Annotated in this window: 29 protein-coding genes; 16 read left to right on the top strand and 13 right to left on the bottom strand. The window is 68.3% G+C overall.

Features of this window, described 5'->3' with window-relative positions; genetic code table 11:
• Window positions 1–50 precede the first annotated feature (50 nt).
• The 8 genes from ASD72_RS14430 (at window position 51) to ASD72_RS14395 (ending at window position 6,632) form a co-directional block, all read left to right on the top strand.
• Window positions 51–1,412 carry an aminodeoxychorismate synthase component I gene (locus ASD72_RS14430; RefSeq protein ID WP_056880634.1) on the top strand — a complete coding sequence of 454 codons (1,362 nt, stop codon included), beginning with the start codon at window positions 51–53 and terminating at the stop codon, window positions 1,410–1,412.
• Window positions 1,413–1,513: 101 nt separating this feature from the next.
• On the top strand, window positions 1,514–2,545 hold the full coding sequence (mltG, locus tag ASD72_RS14425; RefSeq protein WP_255357657.1) for an endolytic transglycosylase MltG: 1,032 nt from the start codon (window positions 1,514–1,516) through the stop codon (window positions 2,543–2,545).
• Complete coding sequence (gene tmk, locus ASD72_RS14420) at window positions 2,542–3,204, top strand: dTMP kinase (protein WP_056880632.1); 663 nt, start codon at window positions 2,542–2,544, stop codon at window positions 3,202–3,204. The genes mltG and tmk overlap by 4 nt, the downstream gene beginning before the upstream one ends.
• A complete protein-coding gene (locus tag ASD72_RS14415) occupies window positions 3,201–4,178 on the top strand; it encodes a DNA polymerase III subunit delta' (protein ID WP_056880631.1) in 978 nt (325 codons plus the stop codon). The genes tmk and ASD72_RS14415 overlap by 4 nt, the downstream gene beginning before the upstream one ends.
• A 22-nt stretch (window positions 4,179–4,200) precedes the next feature.
• Window positions 4,201–4,554 (top strand): PilZ domain-containing protein, encoded by a 354-nt coding sequence (locus ASD72_RS14410; protein ID WP_056880630.1) that lies wholly within the window; start codon window positions 4,201–4,203, stop codon window positions 4,552–4,554.
• Between the two features lie 227 nt (window positions 4,555–4,781).
• Window positions 4,782–5,405, top strand: a complete 624-nt coding sequence (locus ASD72_RS14405; RefSeq protein WP_056880629.1) for a hypothetical protein — start codon at window positions 4,782–4,784, stop codon at window positions 5,403–5,405.
• Window positions 5,406–5,477: 72 nt separating this feature from the next.
• Window positions 5,478–5,774 (top strand): hypothetical protein, encoded by a 297-nt coding sequence (locus tag ASD72_RS14400; RefSeq protein ID WP_155944658.1) that lies wholly within the window; start codon window positions 5,478–5,480, stop codon window positions 5,772–5,774.
• An 81-nt stretch (window positions 5,775–5,855) separates the two neighbouring features.
• Window positions 5,856–6,632 (top strand): hypothetical protein, encoded by a 777-nt coding sequence (locus ASD72_RS14395; RefSeq protein WP_056880627.1) that lies wholly within the window; start codon window positions 5,856–5,858, stop codon window positions 6,630–6,632.
• A 145-nt stretch (window positions 6,633–6,777) separates the two neighbouring features.
• On the opposite strand, the gene ASD72_RS14390 is transcribed toward ASD72_RS14395, so the two are convergent.
• From ASD72_RS14390 to ASD72_RS14365, 6 genes are all read right to left on the bottom strand, one after another.
• Window positions 6,778–7,428 carry a hypothetical protein gene (locus tag ASD72_RS14390; protein ID WP_155944657.1) on the bottom strand — a complete coding sequence of 217 codons (651 nt, stop codon included), beginning with the start codon at window positions 7,426–7,428 and terminating at the stop codon, window positions 6,778–6,780.
• A gap of 148 nt (window positions 7,429–7,576) precedes the next feature.
• A complete protein-coding gene (locus ASD72_RS14385) occupies window positions 7,577–8,260 on the bottom strand; it encodes an MIP/aquaporin family protein (RefSeq protein ID WP_056880625.1) in 684 nt (227 codons plus the stop codon).
• Complete coding sequence (locus tag ASD72_RS14380) at window positions 8,260–8,643, bottom strand: arsenate reductase ArsC (RefSeq protein WP_056880624.1); 384 nt, start codon at window positions 8,641–8,643, stop codon at window positions 8,260–8,262. Before ASD72_RS14380 ends, ASD72_RS14385 begins: the two co-directional genes overlap by 1 nt.
• The gene (gene arsN2, locus ASD72_RS14375) at window positions 8,640–9,080 is read right to left on the bottom strand and encodes an arsenic resistance N-acetyltransferase ArsN2 (protein WP_056880623.1); all 441 of its coding nucleotides are present in this window, start codon (window positions 9,078–9,080) and stop codon (window positions 8,640–8,642) included. Before arsN2 ends, ASD72_RS14380 begins: the two co-directional genes overlap by 4 nt.
• Window positions 9,081–9,083: 3 nt before the next feature.
• The gene (locus ASD72_RS14370) at window positions 9,084–9,572 is read right to left on the bottom strand and encodes an ArsI/CadI family heavy metal resistance metalloenzyme (RefSeq protein WP_056880622.1); all 489 of its coding nucleotides are present in this window, start codon (window positions 9,570–9,572) and stop codon (window positions 9,084–9,086) included.
• Complete coding sequence (locus ASD72_RS14365) at window positions 9,569–9,910, bottom strand: metalloregulator ArsR/SmtB family transcription factor (protein WP_056880621.1); 342 nt, start codon at window positions 9,908–9,910, stop codon at window positions 9,569–9,571. The genes ASD72_RS14370 and ASD72_RS14365 overlap by 4 nt, the downstream gene beginning before the upstream one ends.
• A gap of 149 nt (window positions 9,911–10,059) precedes the next feature.
• Between ASD72_RS14365 and ASD72_RS14360 the strand changes: the two genes are divergently transcribed.
• The gene (locus ASD72_RS14360; RefSeq protein ID WP_056880620.1) at window positions 10,060–10,278 is read left to right on the top strand and encodes a hypothetical protein; all 219 of its coding nucleotides are present in this window, start codon (window positions 10,060–10,062) and stop codon (window positions 10,276–10,278) included.
• Between the two features lie 52 nt (window positions 10,279–10,330).
• Here ASD72_RS14360 and ASD72_RS14355 read toward each other — a convergent pair whose 3' ends face one another.
• Both ASD72_RS14355 and ASD72_RS14350 read right to left on the bottom strand, forming a co-directional pair.
• Window positions 10,331–11,704 carry a PASTA domain-containing protein gene (locus tag ASD72_RS14355; RefSeq protein WP_056880619.1) on the bottom strand — a complete coding sequence of 458 codons (1,374 nt, stop codon included), beginning with the start codon at window positions 11,702–11,704 and terminating at the stop codon, window positions 10,331–10,333.
• A gap of 86 nt (window positions 11,705–11,790) precedes the next feature.
• Window positions 11,791–12,651, bottom strand: a complete 861-nt coding sequence (locus ASD72_RS14350) for a hypothetical protein (protein ID WP_056880618.1) — start codon at window positions 12,649–12,651, stop codon at window positions 11,791–11,793.
• A gap of 282 nt (window positions 12,652–12,933) precedes the next feature.
• Between ASD72_RS14350 and ASD72_RS21535 the strand changes: the two genes are divergently transcribed.
• Entirely contained in the window at window positions 12,934–13,641 is a 708-nt protein-coding gene (locus tag ASD72_RS21535) for a response regulator transcription factor (protein WP_056880617.1), read from the top strand.
• A gap of 31 nt (window positions 13,642–13,672) precedes the next feature.
• Here ASD72_RS21535 and ASD72_RS20995 read toward each other — a convergent pair whose 3' ends face one another.
• The 3 genes from ASD72_RS20995 to ASD72_RS14335 form a co-directional block, all read right to left on the bottom strand.
• Window positions 13,673–13,918: a hypothetical protein gene (locus ASD72_RS20995; RefSeq protein WP_155944656.1), complete on the bottom strand. Its 246-nt coding sequence runs from the start codon at window positions 13,916–13,918 to the stop codon at window positions 13,673–13,675.
• A 94-nt stretch (window positions 13,919–14,012) separates the two neighbouring features.
• Entirely contained in the window at window positions 14,013–14,237 is a 225-nt protein-coding gene (locus ASD72_RS14340; RefSeq protein WP_056880616.1) for a hypothetical protein, read from the bottom strand.
• A 68-nt stretch (window positions 14,238–14,305) separates the two neighbouring features.
• Window positions 14,306–14,494 carry a hypothetical protein gene (locus ASD72_RS14335; RefSeq protein ID WP_056880615.1) on the bottom strand — a complete coding sequence of 63 codons (189 nt, stop codon included), beginning with the start codon at window positions 14,492–14,494 and terminating at the stop codon, window positions 14,306–14,308.
• Window positions 14,495–14,645: 151 nt separating this feature from the next.
• Here ASD72_RS14335 and ASD72_RS14330 point away from each other — a divergent pair, with 151 nt between their 5' ends.
• From ASD72_RS14330 to ASD72_RS14320, 3 genes are all read left to right on the top strand, one after another.
• Window positions 14,646–15,509, top strand: a complete 864-nt coding sequence (locus ASD72_RS14330; RefSeq protein ID WP_056880614.1) for an alpha/beta hydrolase-fold protein — start codon at window positions 14,646–14,648, stop codon at window positions 15,507–15,509.
• 99 nt (window positions 15,510–15,608) lie between these two features.
• A complete protein-coding gene (locus ASD72_RS14325; RefSeq protein ID WP_056880613.1) occupies window positions 15,609–15,863 on the top strand; it encodes a hypothetical protein in 255 nt (84 codons plus the stop codon).
• Between the two features lie 84 nt (window positions 15,864–15,947).
• Window positions 15,948–16,481 carry a GNAT family N-acetyltransferase gene (locus ASD72_RS14320; protein ID WP_162250393.1) on the top strand — a complete coding sequence of 178 codons (534 nt, stop codon included), beginning with the start codon at window positions 15,948–15,950 and terminating at the stop codon, window positions 16,479–16,481.
• 22 nt (window positions 16,482–16,503) lie between these two features.
• On the opposite strand, the gene ASD72_RS14315 is transcribed toward ASD72_RS14320, so the two are convergent.
• Window positions 16,504–16,902 carry a hypothetical protein gene (locus ASD72_RS14315; RefSeq protein WP_155944655.1) on the bottom strand — a complete coding sequence of 133 codons (399 nt, stop codon included), beginning with the start codon at window positions 16,900–16,902 and terminating at the stop codon, window positions 16,504–16,506.
• 15 nt (window positions 16,903–16,917) lie between these two features.
• Window positions 16,918–18,981: a 3-hydroxyacyl-CoA dehydrogenase NAD-binding domain-containing protein gene (locus ASD72_RS14310; protein ID WP_056880610.1), complete on the bottom strand. Its 2,064-nt coding sequence runs from the start codon at window positions 18,979–18,981 to the stop codon at window positions 16,918–16,920.
• A gap of 238 nt (window positions 18,982–19,219) precedes the next feature.
• Here ASD72_RS14310 and rpoE point away from each other — a divergent pair, with 238 nt between their 5' ends.
• The 3 genes from rpoE to ASD72_RS14295 all read left to right on the top strand — a co-directional run bounded on the left by rpoE (window position 19,220) and on the right by ASD72_RS14295 (window position 22,311).
• Entirely contained in the window at window positions 19,220–19,840 is a 621-nt protein-coding gene (rpoE, locus tag ASD72_RS14305; protein WP_056880609.1) for an RNA polymerase sigma factor RpoE, read from the top strand.
• A complete protein-coding gene (locus ASD72_RS14300; protein WP_056880608.1) occupies window positions 19,837–20,739 on the top strand; it encodes a sigma-E factor negative regulatory protein in 903 nt (300 codons plus the stop codon). Before rpoE ends, ASD72_RS14300 begins: the two co-directional genes overlap by 4 nt.
• 69 nt (window positions 20,740–20,808) lie before the next feature.
• Window positions 20,809–22,311, top strand: coding sequence for a Do family serine endopeptidase (locus ASD72_RS14295; RefSeq protein WP_056880607.1), 1,503 nt, complete (start codon window positions 20,809–20,811; stop codon window positions 22,309–22,311).
• The last annotated feature ends 129 nt before the right edge of the window (window positions 22,312–22,440 follow it).

Here is a 22,440-nt window from a genome sequence, read left to right as displayed (position 1 = left end):
CGCACCTTCACCCCAACCCCTCTCCCGGCGGGAGAGGGGCCAGGACCATCATGATCGAAACGTGCGCACTTCCCGCCAGCACCGACCTGTTGGCCCTGCATCGCCTGGATCCGCAGCGTTATCCGGCGCTGCTGGAATCCGTGGCCTCGGGCACCGCGCAGGGGCGGTGGGACTTCCTGCTGGTCGCGGATGGCAGCGGACTGCAACTGGCGACCGATGGCGTCACCCGCACGCTGCAAGGCGACGTGGAGGCCGGCGATTTCCTCGCCGTGCTCGATCGCCACTGGCAGGCGCAGCGCACGCCGCGCGAGGAGCCGCGTTGGCCGTTCCGCGGCGGATGGGCGCTGCTGTTGGCCTATGAACTCGCGCAGCAGGTCGAACCGGTCCTGCACCTGCCGCAGGCGCCGGCGACGCAGCCCGTCGCGCTTGCGCTGCGCTGTCCCGCTGCCGTCCTGCGAGACCGCAGCACCGGCGATTGCGTGGTGGTGGCCGAAGCGGGGCAGGGCGCGTTGATCGCCCGCACGCTGGAGGACATCAGCGCCGCCACCGGTTTGCCCACGCTGCCCGCGTGGCAGCCGCCGTCCCGTATCGACGAAGACGCGCCTTCCGCCTTCACCGACGGCGTGCAGCGGATCCTCGAGTACCTGCGCGCCGGCGACATCTTCCAGGTCAATCTCTCGCGGGCGTGGCAGGCGCGTTTCGACGCGCCACTGGACCCGGCCGTGCTCTACGCGCGGTTGCGTACCGCGAACCCCGCACCCTTCGCCGGCCTGTTCGCCACGCCGCACTGGACCGTCGTCAGCTCCTCGCCCGAGCGACTGGTGTCCGTGCGGGGCGACGTGGTCGAAACCCGGCCCATCGCGGGCACGCGCCCGCGTTTCGAAGGCGATGACGATGCCGCGCGCATCCGGGAACTCGTCGGCCATCCGAAGGAGCGCGCCGAGCACGTCATGCTGATCGACCTGGAGCGCAACGACCTGGGTCGCGTCTGCACGCCCGGCAGCGTGCAGGTGGACGAGCTGATGACGGTGGAGAGCTACGCGCACGTGCACCACATCGTCAGCAACGTGCGCGGCCACCTGCGCGACGATGCCACGCCCGGCGACGTCATCCGCGCCACGTTCCCCGGCGGCACCATCACCGGCTGCCCGAAGGTGCGCTGCATGCAGATCATCGCGGAACTGGAGCAGGTACCGCGCGGCGCCTACACGGGCGCATTCGGCTGGCTCAATCGGGATGGCGACCTCGACCTGAACATCCTGATCCGCAGCGCCGAGATCGTCGCCGACGGTGCCGGCAGCGTGGCCCGCTTCCGTACCGGTGCCGGCATCGTGGCCGATTCGGTCCCGGACAAGGAGCTGGACGAAACCCGCGCCAAGGCCCGTGGCGTGCTGCGGGCGCTGGAAAGCTGACTCCGCGCCTACAGCCTGAGACGGCGACCGGGTATCCTGCACGGCCTGCTCCCATCGCCGAGGATCGCGTGGCGTCAGCTCTCAAGCGTGGTTACCGCTTCATCGTCATCGTGTTCTTCCTGCTGCTCGCCCTGGCGGTCGCAGCGGGCCTGTGGCTGTGGCAGGGGCACCGGGGCTTCGCCGACAGCCCCATCGGCGCTCCGCCGGAGGCCGCGGTCGAAGTCGCACGCGGCGACGCGTTCCCCACCGTGCTGCGCAAGTTGCGCGAACACGGGGTGACGCTCGGCTCCGACCTGCAGTGGCGCCTGCTGGCGCGCGAGACCAACACGGCCAGCCAGCTCAAGGTGGGCGAGTACGCGCTCGAACCCACGTTGACGCCGCGTGAGCTCCTGCAGCGCATGCGCGAGGGCCGCACCCTGCAGTACCGCATCACGCTGGTGGAAGGCTGGAACATCCGCCAGCTTCGCGCCGCATTGCGCAACGCCACGCCGCTGCAGCAGAAGACCGCGCAGATGAGCGATGCCGAACTGATGGCGGCGCTGGGCCATGCCGGCCAGCATCCGGAAGGTCGCTTCCTGCCCGAAACCTACGTCTACAGCCGCAGCGAATCCGACCTCGACGTGCTCAAGCGCGCCTACGCGGCGATGGAGAAGGCGCTGGCCGCGGCATGGGACGCGCGTGCGCAGGGCATCCCGCTGCAGTCTGCCGAAGAGGCGCTGATCCTGGCGTCGATCATCGAGAAGGAAACCGGCATCGCCGAGGAGCGTCCCGCGATCGCCGGCGTATTCGCGCGCCGGTTGAAGATCGGCATGCCGCTGCAGACCGATCCGACCGTCATCTATGGCATCGGCAGCAGCTACGACGGCAACATCCGCCGCCGCGACCTGACCACCGATACGCCTTACAACACCTACACCCGCAAGGGCCTGACGCCCACGCCGATCGCCATGCCGGGTGCCGACGCACTGCGTGCGGCGGTGAATCCGGCCGATGGCCAGGCGCTGTACTTCGTCGCCGTGGGCGACGGTAGCGGGCGCCACCTCTTTTCGGCCACGCTGGCCGAGCACAACGCGGCAGTGGCGCGTTACCTGGTGACCCGCCGCGAAACGCTGCGCAAGGCGGCGGCGCCATGAGCGAAGCCCTGCTGTCGCAGCCGCGCCTGATCACGCTGGAAGGCGGCGAGGGCGCCGGCAAGACCAGCGCCATCGCGGCCATCCGCGATCGCTTGCAGGCCGAGGGCCATGAGGTGGTGCTGACGCGCGAACCGGGCGGCACGCCGCTGGCCGAGCGCATCCGCGAGCTGCTGCTGAACCCGCAGGACGAAACACTGGCGCCGGAAACCGAACTGCTGCTGATGTTCGCCTCGCGCGCACAGCACGTGCGCGCGGTGGTGCGTCCGGCGCTGCGTCGCGGCGCGTTCGTCGTCAGCGATCGCTTCACCGATTCAAGCTACGCCTACCAGGGCGCGGGTCGCGGGCTGGATCCGGAATGGATCGCCGCCCTCGAGCGACGCGCCGTCGGCGTGATGCCCGGGCTGACCCTGCTGCTCGACCTGGATGTGCGCGAAGGCCGTGCGCGCACCGCCGGCCGCGACCTGTGGCCGGATCGCATCGAAAGCGAGCAGGATGATTTCTTCGAACGCGTGCGCGCCGGGTTCCGCGCCCGCGCGGCCGCGGAGCCGCAGCGCTTCCGCGTGATCGATGCCAGCCAGCCGCCTGCGGGGGTGGCGTCGTCGGTCGACACGGCGATCACTGCCTACCTGCGCACGCTGACGGACAGCGACCTGGCATGAGTGCACCGTTCTCTCCCTGGCAGCAGCGTGCGTACGACCATGCGGTCGCGGCACTGGAGGCCGGTCGCCTCGGGCACGGTCTGCTCGTCTGCGGCCCCGCCGGGCTCGGCAAGCGCGCGGTGGTGGACCGCCTGGCGCGGCGCGTGCTGGCGCAACAGCGCGATGCGCAGGGCGAACCCGCGCCGACCGACCGTAGCGCGCACCTGATCCACGCCGGCACCCATCCCGATCTGATGGTGGTCTCGTTCGCGCCCACCAAGGACGGCAGCAAGCTGCGCACCGAGATCGTCATCGACCAGGTCCGCGAGATCTCGCAGAAGCTCGCGCTGACGCCGCAGTACGGGCAGGCGCAAGTGGCCATCCTCGATCCTGCCGACGCGATCAACCGCGCCGCCTGCAATGCCCTGCTGAAGACGCTGGAAGAACCGTCTCCCGGTCGCTACCTGTGGCTGATCAGCGCGCAGCCCGCGCGGCTGCCGGCGACGATCCGCAGCCGCTGCCAGCGCATCGAGTTCCGGCTGCCGCCGCGCGACGAAGCGCTCGCATGGCTGAAGGCGCAGGGCCACGCCATGGCCGATGCCGAGCGCGCGCTGGACGCCGCCCGCGGTCATCCGGGCCTGGCGGACGACTGGCTGCGCAACGACGGCCTCGCACTGCGGCAGGCCGTCGCCCGCGACCTCGCGCGGCTGGAACAGGGCGAGATCGGCGTGGTGGAAACCGCGCAACGCTGGGCCAACGACGAACTCGCCGACGCGCGCCTGCGCCACGCAGCGGACCTTGCGCTGGAGCAGGCCGGTGCCGCCGGCTTGACCGATCCGGCCCGATTGACCAAGCTGGCCACGTGGTTCGACGCCGCCAACCGCACCCGCGACCTGTTGCGGACCACGGTGCGCGGCGATCTGACCATGGTGGAACTCTTGCTGGCCTGGGCCGGCAACGACCGTACCCGCGCTGTCGGCGCGCGGCGCGGCTGACCGACACGCACGGAGACGGGGAATGAATGCAGCAGGTGGACGGCAGGGCATCCTGTCGCTGGCAGTGAAGGACAAGGCCGCGCTGTACAACGCCTACATGCCGTTCGTGAAGGGCGGTGGCATCTTCGTGCCCACGCCCAAGCGCTACTTCCTCGGCGACGAAGTCTTCCTGCTGCTCACGCTGCCCGAATCCAGCGACCGCCTGCCGGTGGCCGGCAAGGTGGTCTGGGTGACGCCCGCGGGCGCGCAGGGCAACCGCGCGGCCGGCATCGGCGTGCAGTTCGCCGAGACCGGTGAAGGCGAAGCCATCAAGAACCGCATCGAGACGATGCTGGCCGGCAGCCTCAACGGCGAGAAGCCCACCCACACCATGTGAGGCCCGTCCGCGCGCTGCGCGGGGTGGCGGCATCAGGTCCGCCGGTTCCTCGACGTCGTCCACGCCCGTTGGCGCCGCCAGCCGCGCATCGACGCCGGTGCGCGCCCCGATGGCCCGCCGCCCGACCATCGTCACGGGGAAGTCCGCGCGCTACCATCCGCGCAGGGACGTCGGGGTCCCGATGGGGTACAGGGATGAACGGGATACAGGGAGGCCGGCGGTCGCGCATGGCGCGCGCGCTGTTCGCAATCGCGCTGCTGTGCACGCCGCTGCTCGTGCAGGCGCAGGCGTTGTCCGGAATCCGGGTGTTGCCGTCCGTGGATCGGGACTATCCGTTCCCGGGGTGGAAGCACGAGGGTCCGGTCCCCGCGTCGCTGACGGTGCCGCTGGAACTGGGCGACGAGGTCTACGGCGCGACCCTGCAATTGCAGCCTGCGCATGCCGGCGGGAAATACCGCGTACGGATGCAGTTCGAAACCAGCCTCGCCCTGGGCGCGGAAGGCCCGCACCTGGACCTCATCGACTGGAAGCATTGCGTATCGGACTGGGAACCGGCGGACGCGGTGGATGCGGTGACGTTCGTCTTGCCGAAACCGACGCCGGAACAGCAAAGCTGTTTCCCGACGTACACGCGCGCGGAACTGGACGCTGCGGTGCGCGCGCATGCGGCCGCGCAGGGCGACCCGACGATCGCCGATGGCTGGATCCCCAACATCGACAAGGGCGACGCGCCGGGCGCGGCATCGCCGTACGTGGCGATCAGCACGGTGCGCGTACGCGTGGAGGTGTTGCGCAAGGGCAAGTGGGTGGAGGTCACGACGCTGGCCTTCCAGCCGTTGATGGGGTGTTGAGGGGTACTTCTTCGCGAAGGTCGAGCCCGAGGGGTCGGCCTCGCTCAGGCACTGGAACCTGCAGGAGATCATATGCATCGCGTTCTCGTCATGGCCGTACTTACGCTGCTGCTGGCGGCATGCCAGACCACGTCGAACCCGCGTGGCACGTCGGCGGATGCGGATGGATTGACGGCGGAATCCGCCGTGCGCGTCAGCAGCGTGCAGGCCGAGCGGCAGTGGATCCAGAAGCACTATCCGGGAGCGGAAGTGGAATCCCAGGCCCTGCTGATGGGAAAGGTTCCGATGGATCTCATCACGATCCAATTGCCGTCGGGCGAGAAGGTGGATGTCTACTTCGACATCTCGGCCTTCTTCGGGAAGTGGTGATGCCGCAGGTGCGGCCTTTGTCGTGGGGACGACAGCGGTCGATGCGTATCCAGGGGGCGGTCCAACACGGGGGATGAATGCATGTGGCAAGCGATTCAGTACGTCACCACGCCGCTGACATTGCTGGCGTTCGTGGTGGCGGTGGGCGCGTACGTCTATCGGCTGCGCGCGCACAAGATCAAGGCGCTTATCGACAGTGCGCCCGAAGCGGCACGGCCGGCGCTGGTCGAGGGCGCATTGCGCGACTTCAAGACCGTCGACACCGCCAATCTCACCAAGGCGCAGCAGTACCAGATCGTGCTGCGGACACTGGCGCAGCGCGAGCGGCGCTTTCGCATCATTGGCTTGAGCGCGATCGTCGTCTTCTTCCTGCTATGTGCCGTGCTGGTGTCGTTGGCGCTGATCAATCGAGTGCCGGCGGCACCGGCCGTGACGTACGAATCGGTGAGCACCTATCCCGGCCTGCACGTGAAGAAGCCGGTCAACTGGTTCTTGGTCAACGATGGCGAGAGTCCCACCTACGCGGTCGAGAACCCGGAGGACGAGGATGTGTACATCACCGTCAGCCCGGTCGCTGCCGAGGACTACGAGGCCAACGCCGACGTCAAATGCGCGTTCCTCAGGAATGTCCAGGCAGGGTCGGCCGGTCCGGAGCCGACGGGCGTGGCCCCCTTGAAGGCATGTCGGGTGGACTTCGACGGTATCCCGCATGAAGAAGTCGTGCTGTACGTCCACGGTCGACTGACGCTGCAGGTGCGGTGCGGTTATGCACGCGACAAGGCGCGGCTGTACCGGGATATCTGCAACACGGTGGTGGGTACCACGAGGTATGCGGAAGGGCACAGGACCAGTACGTAGAACGGGGGTGAACCACTTTCGGCTCAAGCCGTCCTGCGGTGCGCCTCCTGCATCGGTCTCCCCGGACCGGCGCAACGGGGTGGGGCGCGCCTGCGCGCCGCAGCATCGGGGTGCTTGAAGGGCGGCCCGGCCGCCCCTGCTCCGTTCAACCCCATTTAGGCAACTGGTCGGCGCGCTGATCCTGAAGTGGCGCCGCCCTGGTGATCGGATGCCGGCAGTTCGTTCGCCCACCTGGCGCATGGCGTACGACGCGCGTCTCGCTGCGGTGCTCCCGATCACCCTGCTCGGACGGTGGCAGTTGGCGGAACTCCTCCTGCGTCATGTCGGAGAGCAGCATGCGAAGGTCGTTCTCCACCTCCCCCCTTCGCCGGTCGACGTGGGTCTGCAAGGCATCCAGGAGTTCCGAAAAATCCATGGCCTCAAGGCGGCCCAGCGAGAACATCGGGACGCGCTCGCAGCCGATGCGGACCCGGTCGTCCCGATCCAGCATGGCTTCCGTGGCGTACGTATGATCAACGCCACCCGGGTGCGAGACCAGCGTGTCGCGCAGCCGCCTGAAGTGCCGGTGGCGCACCTGGAGCAGGTCCGGGAGGCTCCCGACCACGTCGCCGGCCCCCCACGGCGCGACGCCTTTGCCGAAGCATCGCCCGTAACAGACCAGGGCCGCGATCCACCAGGCGTCGATGTCGCCCGTCGCCCCGGCTTCCTTTATCCGATCCACGTACGTGGCGGCAGCGAGCAGATCGTCTGCAATGCCGCTCAATACCTCCAGCCGTCGCGCCTGCTGGCCGTCCAACCGCCTGGCTCCGGACATTCCTCGCCTCCGATCCATCGAATGTGTCACCGACATTACTCGTCATGACGCCGCGCGGGCCGATTCCAGGCAACCGCACATCGGACGATGCGAGGTAAACGTATCTACCAGGCTGGCGCAGTATTGAGCTTTATCCCGTTTCCTCCCGCCCGGGCAGTCGCGGGTTCTCGCTGAGGGCGTGCGCCACCGCCATCGCCGTGGCGGCCCCCACCAGTTGCGCGAGCACGAAGCCCGCCACGTCATCCGGCCGAATGCCCGCGAACGTCTGCGTCAGCGCACGGGCGAGCGTCACCGCGGGATTGGCGAACGAGGTGCTGGCCGTGAACCAGTACGCGGCGAAGATGTAGCAGGCGACCAGGGCCGGCACGGCATGTGGTCGCTGCTTTACGCCCAGCAGGATCGTCAGCACCAGCCCGAACGTGGCGACCCCTTCGCTCACCCATTGGGCATGGCCGGTCCGGATGCGCGTGCCCGGCTGCAGCAGGGGCAGGTCGAACATCGCGTGCGCGAGCAGGACGCCCGCGATGGCGGCCACGATCTGCACGCCCATGTAGCCCAGTGCTTCATGCGTGCGCAGTTCGTTCTTCAGCCGCATCACCAGCGTCACGGCCGGGTTGAAGTGCGCGCCGGAAACGGGGCCGAACACCGCGATCAACCCATAGAGAATGCCCGCCGTAGCGCCCGCATTCGCGAGCAGTGCGATCGCATCGTTTCCGGCGGCGAGGCGCACGCCCATGATCCCGGAGCCCACCACGCAGGCGAGCAGCAGCGCGGTGCCGACGAACTCGGCCAGCAGCTTCCGGCCCAGCGACATCAGAGCGTCGCCAGCAGGGCGTGGACGCGCCGGCCGATCTCGTCGCGCACCGCGCGATACGCGTCGTCGTCCATGTGCTTCGGATCGGGCAATGCCCAGTCCTCGCGCCGCCTGGCCGGTACCCACGGACAGTTGTCGCCGCAGCCCATGGTGATGACGGCATCGAACGCGCCGGAGATGTCGTCCAGCGATGTCGAGGCGTGGGTCGTGAGGTCGTAGCCGAGTTCGGCCATGAAGCGGACCGCTTTCGGATTGATCTGGCCCGACGGCCGGGATCCGGCGCTCAGTGCCTCGACCTGATCGCCGCCATGGAGGTGGGCGAAGGCCTCGGCCATCTGGCTGCGGTTGGCATTCTCGACGCAGACGAACAGGACGCGCTTCACGATGCGGATTCCAGGGATTTGATCATGCAGGTGGCGGAGGCGGGGCAAAGCGCGCGGAATTCGGCGCTCGCGTGCACCGCCGCCGGCGCTTGGTCGCGCGCAATGGCGGCATAGCCGCGCCGGGCGAAGAAGGGCGCGGCCGTCTCGGTCAGCAACACGAGCCGGCGCAGTCCCTGCGTCGCCGCGCGCGCCTCGATCGCGGCGACCAACCGGTCGCCGATACCGAGGCCGCGCTGATCGATGCGCACCGCGAGCGAACGCAGCAGGCCGACATCGCCGAACGATTCCACGCCGACCACGCCCGCCAGCGCGTCGGCATCGACCGCGACGATGAAGTCGATGGCCGATGCATCGAGGTCGGCGACGGGCAAGCGGCTGTCCTGCAGCAGGCCACGGATCGCGGCGTGGTCGTCTCGAGTTGCGTTGCGCAGCGCCATGGCTCAGCAGCAGCCCGATGCCGGCGGGCAGCACGATGCGACGGCCGCCGGGCGCGGCGCGACCGACGCCACGTCAGGACTGCAGGCGGCGCCATCGGTGGCGCAGGCGGCCTCGCCTGCGTAGTAGGTGGTCGCTTCGCCCGTGGTGTGGAAGCTCTCCCAGCGGGTGCCCTGCGGATCTTCCGTCCACAGCTTGTCCGACTGCGCATAGCAGCAGATCGTGGCGTCCTCGGGCACGACGGTGCCGCCCGCCGCGTCGAGTCGCCGGCCGATCGCGGCCAGGCCGTCGGCGCTCTCCACCTGGAAGCCCAGGTGATCGATACCGGCCGCGCGCCCGGTGGTGGAGATGGCGAAGTTCACCCGCGGGTCGTCGAGCATCCATTTGGCGTAATCGGGCTTCACCACGGCGGGCTGGGTGGCGAACAGCGCGGAGTAGAAGCGGATGCTGGTATCGAGATCGGTGACGTTGAGATGGACGTGGAAGCGGTTCATGCGCAGGCTCCGGTGGTCTTGGGGGTGCACGCCACGGCAGGGCCGCATTCCGCGACGCCGGCGCAGCAGTTCTCGGTGAGGTAGGCGAGCAGGGCGTTCATCTGCAGGTAGTTGGCGCGTACGCGGATGACCCGTCCTTCGCGCTCGTCGTGGACGAGCGCGGCGGCACGCAGCACGTTGAGGTGGGCGCTCAGGGTGGCGGGCGGCAGGTCCAGGTGCGCGCGCAGTTCGCCGACGGCCATGCCGCCGGGACCGGCCTGGACGAGGGCGCGGAAGGCCGACAGGCGGGATTCGTGGCTGAGGGCGCTGAGCGTGGACAGGGCGGTCTTGGTTTCCATAATTCCAATATTCTGGAAATATGGAATATTGTCAACAGCCGCCGATCCGCAGCGGTGCCCGTGCCGTGCGAGGGTGCGGGCGACGCGTTGTTCGCCCTGCCGGGGACGTTCGTCCACAATGCGACCCCCTGACGAGCGCCGGAGACACCATGGATGTTGAAACCCTACTGACGGCGGCGCTGCGCGAAGCCGGTTACGGGCAGGACGCCATCGGCTCGGCGATGCCGCGGATCCTGCGCCTCCTGGAGGCCGAGGACGTGCGGATCGAGATGGGTCGCGCGCTGTCGCGCAAGGAGCGCGAGTACGTGCGCCTGCAACTGGAGCTGGGCCTGAGCGTGCGGGAAGTCGTCGCAGGCCTGAAGAAGTAGGGTGCAGCACCCCGCCGGGCGGCTCGCAAGGTTCCCGGACTCGCCGGGTTTCTCACCTGCCGATCTGCTGCCTCAGCACCCATGGCGCAAGGACCGGTCGATCCCTTAGGCGGAACACGTTTCTTTCCGGTGGGCATACCACCGTGACCGTCGAGCCTTTGGCGACGCGGGACCCGCCGGCGGGCCGGAAGTCCAGCACCTCGAAGGGCGCGAAGACTTCCCCCTGGTACTCGTATGCCAGCTTCAGCCCCGAATCCTTGGCCAACTGCACGCAAGCGGCCCATGTGCGGCACTCTCTGAAATTGGGGACCAGGACATCGCCCTCTTCGCTGATCTGGACTGGCATGGGGATGGGCAGCTGACCGAGGGGAAAGACGGTTCCTTCGGCCTGGGCGAACGTATTCGGGAACTGCGCGTCCCTGGAGTCGTTGATGGCACGGGAGGCGCATTTCGCGATCAGGTCCAGGTCGCTCTGGAAGTGGTGCGCCGCAGTGATCACCTGGCTCATGGAGCCGCCCTCGGGGATGTTGAAGCGCGCGGGGTTGTCGCGGATGAAATCCATGAGGTTGAGTTGATCCAGGATCGCACTGCGTCGCTTGGCGCAGTAGATCAGCACGTCGGTCGCTTTCTCGAGGTCGGCCGCGTTTGGTGGCTCGGCCTCGCCACGCGCGATCGTGGTGGGTGCGACCGTCACGAAATAGGGCCGGGACGATGCGTCCGGGTGGGTGCGGAAACTCTCGAGGAAGAGGTTCGCGTTGTTCAGCAGCTCGCGCGGATCGGTGGGGTCCACGATCTTGAGGTCGATGGGCCCGCCTTCGTGGTACATCTGGATGAAGCATTGTGTCTGGTGGGCTGAGGACAGCTCTTCGAACTTGGCCTTGGCATCCAGTGAAAACAGCTTGTAGGCGCCGTTGAGCGAGGAAGAGATCTGCTCGCTCTCCGTTTCGTTGCGGGTATCCACGCGGAGGACGCCGACGAAGAGGCCGCCGCGCGCCATCCCGCGGATGAAGGCGTCCCCATACCTTTCCTGGAATCGCGTCGGATTGCCCAGCGTGCCGTCGGCGTGCTCCGTGAGCACGGGGTCATCGATGCTCAGGAATCCGAGCTCGACATTGACCGACACGGAAAGAAAAAGCGAGCTCGCCTGTATCGCCGTCTTCTTCGCATAGTTGAAGCGTGCGCTGGCGCCCGCACCGAAGGAGGCGAGTCCGAAGCTGGCTTCCACATCGATGCCGAGGATGGATTCGAGCTCTTCGGTGGATTGGATCCTTTCGATCCGGATGTCCACCACGCCGCCGCTCGCGTTCTCGACGGGCGAGGCCGTGTTGCGCACCACCTGGCCCATGGGGCTTCCCGACATGCGGTCCACGCCGACACCCAGGTCATATCCGTGCAGATAGGGACGGCTGAATTGCTTGATGGCCATGATGCTTCCTTGTTCAGTGGGTTATCCCGGATGGGGAGCACGGCTGCCGCCGGCGGCCAGCGGCCGCTGCGTTGCGGTGAGCCAACCTAGGGACCGTAATGGCCGCCCGGTAGGCCGCGGCACCAGGTGAGGACACGCAGATCGCCCTCGCCGTGGGTTCCGCCATGGCCGGGCAATACGATCTGGCCGGACTCGACGTGGAAAGGCGCGGTGGTATGGACGCCGCTCTCGTTCTCGTAATCGAGCGTCATCTGGAGCGCGAGGCCCGGATGTTGCAGAGGATTCTGCACGCTGACGTATCCCATCGAGAACGCGAAGAAGTTGGCGACCTTGCAGGGGTCGTGCGTGGTGAACGGTGAGGGTGCGCCAAGCGGCAAGCCCGACACGGGCTCTGCGCGATCCACGCCACGGACCAGGGCGAGGTAGCGGGTGAAGATGCCGTGCGTTTCGTCGCGGATCACGACGATGAAATGCGCGGGTTCCACCATGTAGCCGTTCGAAAGTTCGGCGAAGAGCTGCAGGGTGAAGGAACGGGCGACGGGGCAGCCGGAGGCCTGCTGGCACAGGGGAGGGTGGCTGGGCACGCCATCGGTTGGGAGTCCGATGTTCATGACGTCCTTGTCCAGGCGTGCCATCGTCTTCCGTCCGATGATGTCGTCTATCGCGCCCGCATAGTTGAGCAGCCCCCTGGCCGACTTGTACTTCGCGACGGCCGCTGCGAACGCGACGTCGTAAGTGCCATTGACCTTGAAGGGCGCGGCGCCGATCGCGGGTTCCTGGTGGACCACGGCTTGCAGTGCAAGCTGCAGCAATCGGATGTGGGCACCGTGTGCGCCGATCGTGAAATGGCTGACCATCTCGTTCGGCACGCCGTTGGCGCAGTTTTCCAGCTTCTCGCGCGTTGTCGCGTCAGCGCCCGAGAAGAGAGGAGAGGTCAATGTGCTCATGAATCCTCGCCGTGTTCGGTTCGACGATGGGCCTGCGGCAGGGGCCGTGCGCAGGGCGTGGGTCCACTTGGCGGGTCTTGCCGGCGCGTGGACAACACCTACGGAACGGGCGCTCCTTGCCCGTACGGCCATGATCGCGCTGCATTTCCCTGCCGCTCGTCTGAAAGCGATCCGTCAGGCGTGTCGTCGGAAGGGCTGCAGGACGCCCGCGCAACGGCGTTCACACGCCGACGACATGGCGTGAGGCACGTTCACTCCACTGACTCGCATCCAGGGGGACTCGTGTCCATTTCGGCCAGTGTTCTGATCATCGAAGACAACCGTGGGCTGGCGGAAACCGTCGGCACCTATCTCGAAACGCGCGGGATGGAGGTGGACTACGCCGCCGACGGCGAAGAGGGGTATCGGCTGGCGGCGGAAAACCGCTACGACGCCATCATCCTCGACGGCCATCTACCCCGCATGGACGGACTGGACGTAGTGACCGCGCTGCGTGGCGTGGCCCGCGTGGCGACGCCGATCATCATGGTCACCGGGCGCGATGCGCTGGAGGACAAGCTGGCAGGCCTCGACCGCGGCGTCGACGATTACCTGACCAAGCCCTTCGCCACGCAGGAACTGGAGGCGCGCCTGAACGCGGTGATCCGCCGGAACCGGAAAGAAGTGGGGCGCGAGGTGCTGACGGTGGGCGAACTGTCGTTCGATCCGGCGTGCCATCGCGTGCGCCGTGGCGACAAGGAACTGGAACTCTCGCCGGTGTCGACCAAGCTGCTGAACATCCTGATGCGCGAATCCCCGCGCGTGGTGTCGCGCCGGGAGATCGAGCGCGAGATCTGGGGCGATGAGCTGCCCGAATCCGACACGCTGCGCAGCCATCTCTACAACCTGCGCAAGGCGATCGACAAGGGTTTCGATACGCCGCTGCTGCACACCGTGCAGAGCGCGGGCTACCGGATCGCGGAGATCAACCCGCCGCGCAAGGCGGCCTGACCTTAGCGCTCACGGCATCGCGCGCGTCTGATCAGAACGCGCGGTTTTCCCAGGCCGGATAGCCGGCGAGCATGATGCCGGCCACGTGCTCGTCCATGAGGACGGCACCGTTGTTGCGCATGTGGTCTTCGATGAACGTGCGGCCCGCCGTGTCGCGCGACAGGAACTGCATGTCCGGGTTGCGACCCTTCAGGTCGGCGGCGTGCGAAGCGGGTACGGCCGTGCCGGCAGGGCAGACGAAGTACCCCCCGTCTACGCGATAGAGGTGAAGTCTCATGGGCGGGACCTGTGCGGTTCCGACCGCGAAGGGCTGCAGACTGCAGCAGAGGCCCGGACACTAGCACGCACGTGACACGGCCTGTCTGAATCGTTCAGCTGGCGCCCCAGCCATTCCTGCGGGCCAGGGCGAGGGCCGCCTCTTCGGCGCTCTCGCGGGTGGCGTGGCGCGCGGTGGTGACCACGTCGACGCGCGCACGCGCGTCCGCGACACGGAACATCGCACGACCCTGCCAGTAGGTCGCGCCCAGGGTGTCGGTCTTCTCGACCGTCTGCACGGTCAGCGAATGCCCGTTGTCGGTGATCGTCCTGACGCCCATCGGTCTGCCGTCCCCGCCGTCGCATGAGACTACGCCCATCGCGAGGGGCGGCGATAGCCGTGAGGCGCTCAGGCCTGGGTGGACGCCTGCGCCGCCGCCAGCCCGGCATCGCCGGAGAGCAGGTCCTTCCACAGCAGCTCGACGCCGTTGCGGCGCCCTTTTTCCACCAGTTTCAGACCGAACGGATCGATGGTCAGGGTGTAGGCCTTGTCATCGACGGTGACTTCGCGGCGCAGGGCTTTGTCCAGGGGTGTCATGCTCGGGTCCTCGGAGCGGGGTGGTGCCCTGCACCCTGGGCGGCGGCGCGTAAACGCATCGTGAGGCGTCGCGTGCGCGGCAGGCGATGCTGCGAGAATGGGGAGGCCCGCAGGACGCGGGCGCGATGGAGATGCGCCGATGATCCGCTGCATGGCGGCCCTGCTTGCGTGGCTTTTCATGGCCGCGATGCCATCCGCGTGGGCAGCGTCGCCCGCGCCCACGGGCGAGGAGGCGACGGCGCACGTACCGCTGGAGCATCTGCCGGCGTTGAAGGGCGATTACTTTCCGCTGACGGATCGTGGCTCCGGTCGCGTGCACCACGTCTACGTGCGACTCCCCGAGGGGTACGACCCCGCCGCGTCGACGCGTTATCCGGTGGTCTACCTGCTGGATGGCGACAGCCTGTTTCCGTTGCTGGCACCGACGCATCTGTTCCTGCACTACGACGAGAAGCTGCCCGAGGCCATCGTGGTGGGCATCGCCTACGGCGGCTTCGAGCCGGCCATCAACAAGCGCGACACCGACTTCACCGCGCCCGGCGCCGATGCCACGGCCGGGCAGGGCGGTGCGCCGGGTTTCCTGGCGTTCCTGCGCGACCAGGTGATCCCCGAGGTGGAGCGCCGGCATGCCGCCGATCCCTCACGCAGGATCCTGCTGGGGCAGTCGCGCGGGGGTTACTTCGTGCTGTGGTCGGCGCGCGAGGCGCCGGATCTGTTCTGGGGCCGGATCGCCAGCAACCCGGCGCAGGGGCCCGCGCGCGAGCAATTGTTCGCGCCCGCAGCGGCGCACGCGCGGACCGATCTGAACGTGGTCGTGGTCAGCGGTACGCGCGAGAACGAGGGGCGCCGGCAACTCGCCCGCGCGTGGGTGGCGGACTGGTCGGCGCGCGCGCAGGCGCCGTGGCAGACGACTTTGTTGGAGATCGAAGGCGGCACCCACGCGGCCAGCATCGGCGAGGGCTACCGGCGCGCGATGCTGTGGTTGTTCCGGGAAGCGGACGCGCCGCCGCGTTGACGGAGCTGAACCGTAACGGCGTTCGCGGAACCGGACCGGTCGTCGGATGAACGAGTCTCGTGTAACACAAGCGGCATGTGTGGCCCTTACCCTGCGGCCATGGACACGTTGGCCGACATCCGGGCCGTCCTGGCCCTTGCAGGCGAGCGCATCGAACGCGGTGCGATGCGGGAGGACCCGCGCGTGTTCATGGATCAGCTCTGGCGCCAGGTCTACGACGCTGCGCCGGACGATCTCCAGCCCTATGTCTGGGCTCGCTTGGCCGACTTCGCTGCGCAACTGGGCACGCTGGACGACCCCGCCACCGACCGTCGACCGCTGCGCGCGCCGCCCGAGGTGCATGCGCGGCGCTGAACGTGCGGCATCGATGCGTGGCCTTTCCTGCATGCGGCGCGCGTTGTCATCGGCATGGATGGCAACAGGGACATCGCTCGCGGCATGAAGGCCGGTACCGTGGTCCGCCCCGCGCGGGCGAATGAAGCCGCCGAACTCTCGGCGATGATGCGGCGCACCTTCGTGGCCGCCAACGGCCATTGCAGCGCGCCGGAGAACGTCGCCGCCTTCCTCGATGCGGTGTACTCGCCGGAACGGCAGGCGCAGGAAATCCGCGACCCCGACACGCTCACCCTGATCGTCGAGCACGACGGCGTGTGGGCCGGCTTCGCCCAACTGCGTTGGGGCACGGTGCCGCCGGCCGAGGTGATGTTGCGCCCGACGGTGGAACTGGGCCGCATCTACCTGGACGAAGCCTTCCATGGGCAGGGCATCGCGGCGGTGCTGGTCTCGCACCTGCTGGCAGCGGCCCAGCTGCGCAAGTCGCGTTCGGTGTGGCTCAACGTCTGGCAGGAATCGGCGCAGGCCATCCGCTTCTACCGCAAGCACGGCTTCCAGATCGTGGGCCGTTCGATCTTCTACGTGGGCGACGATCCCAAGGAAGACTGGGTGATGACCCAGTCGCTGCCGGGCGGCTGATCGGCCACCCAGTGCGCCGGTATCAGGAGTCCGCGCGTTTCAGCTGCAACGTGTAGTCGCCCGGCGGCAGGCCGTCGATGTGCAGGCGTACGTTGACCGGCCGGATGCAGGCGGGCACGGGGCGGCCGGGTTCGATCGGGGCGACGTGGACGTTTACCGTCGCACTCAGCACGCTGCCTTCGCGCTTGACCTCCAGGACGTCCATCGGGTCCAGCGATTCGCGCGCGGACAGCCAGACATCCTGTTCGAAGGTGGTACGCGTGCCGTCGACCTGCGTGCGCAGGTCGGTGTTCGCGTCGCCGCTGCAACCGCCGTCGCGTTCGTGCACTTCCAACAGGCCGGACAGCGTGGCGGTTTCCGGCGTGGCGGCCGTGGGCGAGGTGCCCAGCATGAGTGCAAGCAGTAGAGACGCGAGGGTCATGATCGTGGTGCCGGATCAGACGGTGGGCGTGCGCAACGCCGGGTTGTCCCAGCCCAGACGCGGCGCGAAGCGGTCGCCGTGGCGCGCCTGCAGCGCCTTGAGCTTCTCCAGCAATGCGTCGGGGCCGACCGCCTTGACGTGCTCGATCGGGCCGCCGCGGAACGGGGCGAAGCCGGTGCCGAAGATCACGCCGGCATCGAGCAGGTCGGCATCGGCGACCACGCCGTCGTGCAGGCAGGCGACCGCTTCGTTGAGCAGCGGCAGGATCAGGCGGTCTTCCAGGTCGTCCGGCGCCTTGTAGTCGGACGGCACCTGCGGCTTCACGGCTTTGCCGTTCTCCCACTTGTAGAGGCCCTGGCCGTCCTTCTTGCCACGCTTGCCCGGTTCGACCGTCGCCAGTGCCGCGGGCAGTTGCAGGCCGAGGAACGGCGACAGTTCCGCGCCCACGCCCTGCGCGACGTCCAGGCCGACGGTGTCGATCAGTTCGATCGGGCCCATCGGCATGCCGAACTTCACCGCGGCCTTGTCGATCACCGGGCCGGGAATGCCTTCGGCGTAGGCGGTCGCTGCTTCCAGCATGTACGGGAACAGCACGCGGTTGACCAGGAAGCCCGGCGTGCCGGCGACCGGCACCGGGAACTTGTCCAGCGCCTTGCAGAACGCGGCCAGGCGTTTGACGTTGGCTTCGTGCAGCGCATCGTGCTGCACGATCTCCACGAGCGGCATCAGCGCCACCGGATTGAAGTAGTGCAGGCCGGCGAACTGCGCCGGGCGCTGGATGTGCTCGCGCAGTTCAGTCAGCGGAATCGACGAGGTATTCGTGGTCAGCAGCGCGTCGGCTTTCAGGCGCGGCTCGACGGTCTGGTAGAGATCGCGCTTGGCCTCGGGGTTCTCGATGATCGCTTCGATCACCAGGTCGGCCTGCGGCACGCCATCGCCTGCCAGGTCGCCCTTCAGCCGGGCGGCCACGGCGGGGCGCTTGCTCTCGTCCTTCACCTTCTTGGCGAACAGCTCCTGCGCACGCGAGAGCGCGCCATCGATGAAGCGTTGCTCGCGGTCCTGCAGGGTGACGTTGAAGCCCTTGTACGCGGACCACGCCGCAATGTCGCCGCCCATCACGCCGGCACCGACGACATGCACGTTCGCGATGCCGTGGTCTTTTCCACCGAGGCCCTTGAGGCGTTCAGTGAGGAAGAAGATGCGGATCAGGTTGCGCGCGGTCGGCGTGCCGGCGAGCTTCACCACCGCTTTGCGCTCGGCATCCAGGCGCGCCTGGATACTCTTGCCGCCGGCGGTCTTCCAGACATTGATCAGGGCATACGGCGCGGGGTAGTGCGCCTTCGGTGCCTTGCGCGCGACCTGCTTGAGCATCTGCGGCGCCAGCAGCTGGCGCGCCAGCCAGCTATTGCTGATCCAGCCGGTGAAGCGCTGCTTGAACGGGCGCTGCGGGCGCGAGGCGATCAGGGCCACGGCGGCGTCGATCAGCACGGCTGGTTCGACGATCTTGTCGACCAGGCCCATCGCCTTGGCCGAACCGGCCGACAGCGTGCGGCCGGTGAGCATCATGTCCATCGCCTTCGGCGCGCCGACCAGGCGCGGCAGGCGCGCGCTGCCACCCCAACCGGGGAAGATGCCGAGCTTCACTTCGGGCAGGCCGATGCGCGTGGACGGATCGCTGCTGGCCACGCGGTAATCGCAGGCCAGCGAAATTTCGGTGCCACCGCCCATGCAGAAGCCATGGATCGCGGAGACCGTGGGGCAGGGCAGTTCGGCGAGTTTCTGGAACACGGCCTGGCCACGGCGGATCGCGTCGTTGACGGTGCCCTTGCGGTCGAATGCCTGGAATTCCTTCAGGTCCGCACCGGCGATGAAGCCGGACGCTTTCGCCGAGCGCAGCACCACGCCCTTGGGCGGATCGATGGCCAGGCGCTCGATGATGTCGGCCAGTTCGATCAGTACATCCTGCGAGAATGCGTTGACGCTCGCGCCCTGGCGATCGAAGGCCAGCACCACGATGCCGTCATCGCGCAGCTCGGTCTGCCAGTGACTGAATCGCAGCCCATCGAAGTTCGCGGCCATGCAGGACCATCCGTTGACGTATGGATAAGGCCGCTATCATCCCGAGGTTGTTTAACCCACGTCAAATCCACATATCCGTTGAAACGTCGTCATGGGCGTGACCGGCGGCAGGGGGATGTTCCTGCTGCCTTGGTTAAATTCTTGATAGGACAACGGTTTGGACAAGGCGTTGAACTTTCCTCCGCTAGCGCGGTCACAGGGCACGGCCACCGCCGAGCCGACAGGAGTGCGGCCCGGCATGGCCGAAACAGATCCAACCCAGGAGCTGGACCTCGAGCTGGTCAGACGCGTGCAACGCGGCGACAGCGCGGCCTTCGACCTGTTGGTGCGCAAGTACCAGCATCGTGTGGTGGCGCTGATCGGGCGGTACGTCCATGACTGGAGCGAGTGCCAGGACGTGGCCCAGGAGACGTTCCTGCGTGCATATCGCGCGCTGGGCAACTTCCGGGGCGATTCCCAGTTCTATACGTGGCTGCACCGTATCGCCGTGAATACCGCCAAGAACCACCTGGTCGCGCACAACCGCCGCCCTCCCATGGGCGACGTGGATGCCGCCGACGCCGAGCAGTACGACATCGGCGCCCGGTTGCGCGACACCGACACGCCCGAGCGCGAGCTGATGCGCCAGGAACTGGAGACCACGGTGATGAAGGCCGTGGATGGTTTGCCGGAAGAGCTGCGTACCGCCATCACCCTGCGCGAGGTGGAAGGGCTGAGTTACGAGGAAATCGCGCAGAAGATGGATTGCCCGATCGGCACGGTGCGTTCGCGCATCTTCCGGGCGCGCGAGGCCATCGACGAACAATTGCGTCCCCTGCTGGATACCGACAGCGCAACCCGGGAGCGTGCCCGCTCATGACTGCCCGCAACGAGACTCCGACCATCGACAAGCTCGACATCCACCACCGCCAGCAGCTGTCCGCCCTGATGGACGGCGAACTGGTGGCGGACGAAGCCCGCTTCCTGCTGCGTCGCCTGCAGCACGACCAGGACCTGGCCAGCTGCTGGGAACGCTGGCAGCTGTGCGGCGATGTGCTGCGTGGCCAAGGCCGTGCACCGGCGCCCACCGGGTTCGCCGAGCGCGTGGCAAAGGCCGTCGCAGCCGAATCCGCCGCGGCGCCGGTCGCCGCGCAAGCCGCCGCCAGCCGGTCGCGCAACCTGCTGGCCCGCTGGGGTGGTGGTGCGCTCGCGGCGTCCGTCGCGTTGGTCGCGCTGTTCATGGCCCGCCAGCAGGGACCGCAGCCGGCCCCGGCCGGTGAGGAGGCCCAGGTCGCGTCGGCGCAGGCCACGCCGTCCGTGGTCCCCACTCAGAATCCGTCGGCTCCGGCACCTGATGCAGAGGCCTACGCCGCTGCCGCCGTGGTCGCCGCCGCCAGCCTGCCGCGCCGCCAGGACAACGCAACCCGTCGCAGCGCCACCCGTAGCCAGCAGGCCGGCCGGTCCGCGCAACGCGTGGCCAGTGCGGACGCGCCCCGTCGCGCGACCGGCACGCTGCCCGCCGCGGGCAATGCCACGAGCGCGCTGGCAGCAACACCCGTGCATGCCTCGGCCAACCCGTTCTCCCATCCGTCCCAGGATGCGTCCGCCGTGCCGGCACGCCCGTGGCCGCGCTCCGCGCTGTCGTCCTATCCGTCTGCGACGGGCGCCCTGACGACCGGCTACAGCAGTGAGTCCGCGGGCCGGACGTTCTATCCGTTCGAACCGCGCCTGCAACAGGTGCCGCCGGTCGAGCTGCCTGCCGACGCGCCGCGCGAGTAAATCCCCCGGGCGTCGGCCGTCGCCGGCGTCCCTCCCCGTGTTCCTTCTTCCTATCGAGGCTTGCGTTCGATGACTCCCCACGCCCGTCATGGCCTGTTGACCCTGCTGATGTTGACCACGCCACTGGCCGCTTGCGCACAACAGGCCGATGCGCCCGCGCCGGCCGTGACTACCGCGCCGGCCGTCCCCCCGTCGCCCGCCCCGCAACTGGTGACCGGGCTGCCGGACTTCACCCAGCTGGTCGAGCAGGTGGGGCCTGGCGTGGTGAACGTGGAAGCCAAGATCGGCACCCGCGCCAGCGCGCAGGCCGACGAGGGCGATATCCCGGAAATCTTCCGCCGCATGCTGCCGCCGGGCTTCGAAATGCCCGGCCCCGGGCAGGGGCCGCAGCGTCGTGGCGGCACGTCGATCGGTTCGGGCTTCATCATTTCGGCCGACGGCTATGTGCTGACCAACCACCACGTGGTGGACGGCGCCGATGAAGTGAAAGTCACGCTGCCCGACCGCCGCGAGCTCACCGCCAAGGTGGTGGGCAGCGACCAGCAGTACGACGTCGCCCTGCTGAAGGTCGACGCCAAGGGCCTGCCGACGGTGCGCATCGGCAACTCCGCGGTGCTGAAGCCTGGCCAGTGGGTGGTCGCGATCGGTTCGCCGCTGGGCCTGGACCACTCGGTCACCGCCGGCATCGTCAGCGCCGTCGGCCGCAACGCCTCGCCGGAACAGCGCTACGTGCCCTTCATCCAGACCGACGTGGCGATCAACCAGGGCAATTCGGGCGGGCCGCTCCTCAATACCCGCGGCGAAGTGGTCGGCATCAACTCGCAGATCTTCTCGGTGTCGGGCGGCTACATGGGCATCAGTTTCGCGATCCCCATCGACCTGGCGATGAGCGCCGTGGAGCAGCTGAAGTCCGGCGGCAAGGTCAGCCGGGCGATGCTGGGCGTCAGCATGCAGAACATCGGGCCGGACGAAGTGAAGGGCCTGGACCTGCCCGACGCCAATGGCGCGCTGGTGGCCACGGTGCAGCCGGGCAGTGGCGCGGAGAAGGCGGGCATCGTGCCGGGTGACGTCATCACGGCCTTCAATGGCCGCAAGATCGGCACCCGCGAGGACCTCCCGCCGCTGGTGGGCCCGCTGCCCGCCGGGAGCAAGGCGAAGGTGACGGTGATCCGCGACGGCAAGCCGCGGGATGTGCAGGTGACCTTGAGCGCGCTCGAAGAGCCCGAGGACGTGGCCGGCACGCCCCGCGCCACGCCCGCGCCGTCGGCGGCACCGGCGGGAAGCAACCCCCTGGGCCTCCAGACCCAGGCGCTGGACGCCGCGGCGCGAAAGCGGCTCGGCATCGAGACCGGAGACGGCGTACTGGTGACCCGCGTCGAGAGCGCCTCCGCGCGCGAGGCCGGCCTCGCGCCGGGCATGGCCATTCTCCAGGTGGGCAGGACCAAGGTGGACAGCCCCGCGGCGCTGGACCGCGAACTGGCCCGTGCGAAGGTGGGCGACACGGTCATGCTGCTCGTCCGGCACCCCAGTTTCGGCACGCGTTTCCTCGCCGTCACCATCGAGAAATCCTGACCCGGATCCGCTGCGGGGTGCCCCGTCCCTGCGGGGCGCCCCTGTCCGTGGCAGTGGCCCGCTCGCCGGAACGGCGAGATGGGCCGGCGGGCGTGCGATAATGTCCCGTTATTCCTGACGACGGCACAG

This window comes from Pseudoxanthomonas sp. Root630 (assembly GCF_001427585.1).
GTDB lineage: Bacteria > Pseudomonadota > Gammaproteobacteria > Xanthomonadales > Xanthomonadaceae > Pseudoxanthomonas_A.
Note: the sequence above shows the minus strand (reverse complement) of the source record. Positions and strands in the feature narration are given on the sequence as shown.

Coding starts and splice junctions, on each gene's coding strand:
- ASD72_RS14430 (WP_056880634.1), top strand. CDS start 51: ATGATCGAAACGTGCGCACTTCCCGCCAGCACCGACCTGTTGGCCCTG.
- tmk (WP_056880632.1), top strand. CDS start 2,542: ATGAGCGAAGCCCTGCTGTCGCAGCCGCGCCTGATCACGCTGGAAGGC.
- ASD72_RS14415 (WP_056880631.1), top strand. CDS start 3,201: ATGAGTGCACCGTTCTCTCCCTGGCAGCAGCGTGCGTACGACCATGCG.
- ASD72_RS14410 (WP_056880630.1), top strand. CDS start 4,201: ATGAATGCAGCAGGTGGACGGCAGGGCATCCTGTCGCTGGCAGTGAAG.
- ASD72_RS14405 (WP_056880629.1), top strand. CDS start 4,782: ATGGCGCGCGCGCTGTTCGCAATCGCGCTGCTGTGCACGCCGCTGCTC.
- ASD72_RS14400 (WP_155944658.1), top strand. CDS start 5,478: ATGCATCGCGTTCTCGTCATGGCCGTACTTACGCTGCTGCTGGCGGCA.
- ASD72_RS14395 (WP_056880627.1), top strand. CDS start 5,856: ATGTGGCAAGCGATTCAGTACGTCACCACGCCGCTGACATTGCTGGCG.
- ASD72_RS14385 (WP_056880625.1), bottom strand. CDS start 8,260: ATGTCGCTGGGCCGGAAGCTGCTGGCCGAGTTCGTCGGCACCGCGCTG.
- arsN2 (WP_056880623.1), bottom strand. CDS start 9,080: ATGGCGCTGCGCAACGCAACTCGAGACGACCACGCCGCGATCCGTGGC.
- ASD72_RS14370 (WP_056880622.1), bottom strand. CDS start 9,572: ATGAACCGCTTCCACGTCCATCTCAACGTCACCGATCTCGATACCAGC.
- ASD72_RS14365 (WP_056880621.1), bottom strand. CDS start 9,910: ATGGAAACCAAGACCGCCCTGTCCACGCTCAGCGCCCTCAGCCACGAA.
- ASD72_RS14360 (WP_056880620.1), top strand. CDS start 10,060: ATGGATGTTGAAACCCTACTGACGGCGGCGCTGCGCGAAGCCGGTTAC.
- ASD72_RS14355 (WP_056880619.1), bottom strand. CDS start 11,704: ATGGCCATCAAGCAATTCAGCCGTCCCTATCTGCACGGATATGACCTG.
- ASD72_RS14350 (WP_056880618.1), bottom strand. CDS start 12,651: ATGAGCACATTGACCTCTCCTCTCTTCTCGGGCGCTGACGCGACAACG.
- ASD72_RS20995 (WP_155944656.1), bottom strand. CDS start 13,918: ATGAGACTTCACCTCTATCGCGTAGACGGGGGGTACTTCGTCTGCCCT.
- ASD72_RS14340 (WP_056880616.1), bottom strand. CDS start 14,237: ATGGGCGTCAGGACGATCACCGACAACGGGCATTCGCTGACCGTGCAG.
- ASD72_RS14335 (WP_056880615.1), bottom strand. CDS start 14,494: ATGACACCCCTGGACAAAGCCCTGCGCCGCGAAGTCACCGTCGATGAC.
- ASD72_RS14330 (WP_056880614.1), top strand. CDS start 14,646: ATGGCGGCCCTGCTTGCGTGGCTTTTCATGGCCGCGATGCCATCCGCG.
- ASD72_RS14325 (WP_056880613.1), top strand. CDS start 15,609: ATGGACACGTTGGCCGACATCCGGGCCGTCCTGGCCCTTGCAGGCGAG.
- ASD72_RS14320 (WP_162250393.1), top strand. CDS start 15,948: ATGAAGGCCGGTACCGTGGTCCGCCCCGCGCGGGCGAATGAAGCCGCC.
- ASD72_RS14315 (WP_155944655.1), bottom strand. CDS start 16,902: ATGACCCTCGCGTCTCTACTGCTTGCACTCATGCTGGGCACCTCGCCC.
- ASD72_RS14310 (WP_056880610.1), bottom strand. CDS start 18,981: ATGGCCGCGAACTTCGATGGGCTGCGATTCAGTCACTGGCAGACCGAG.
- rpoE (WP_056880609.1), top strand. CDS start 19,220: ATGGCCGAAACAGATCCAACCCAGGAGCTGGACCTCGAGCTGGTCAGA.
- ASD72_RS14300 (WP_056880608.1), top strand. CDS start 19,837: ATGACTGCCCGCAACGAGACTCCGACCATCGACAAGCTCGACATCCAC.
- ASD72_RS14295 (WP_056880607.1), top strand. CDS start 20,809: ATGACTCCCCACGCCCGTCATGGCCTGTTGACCCTGCTGATGTTGACC.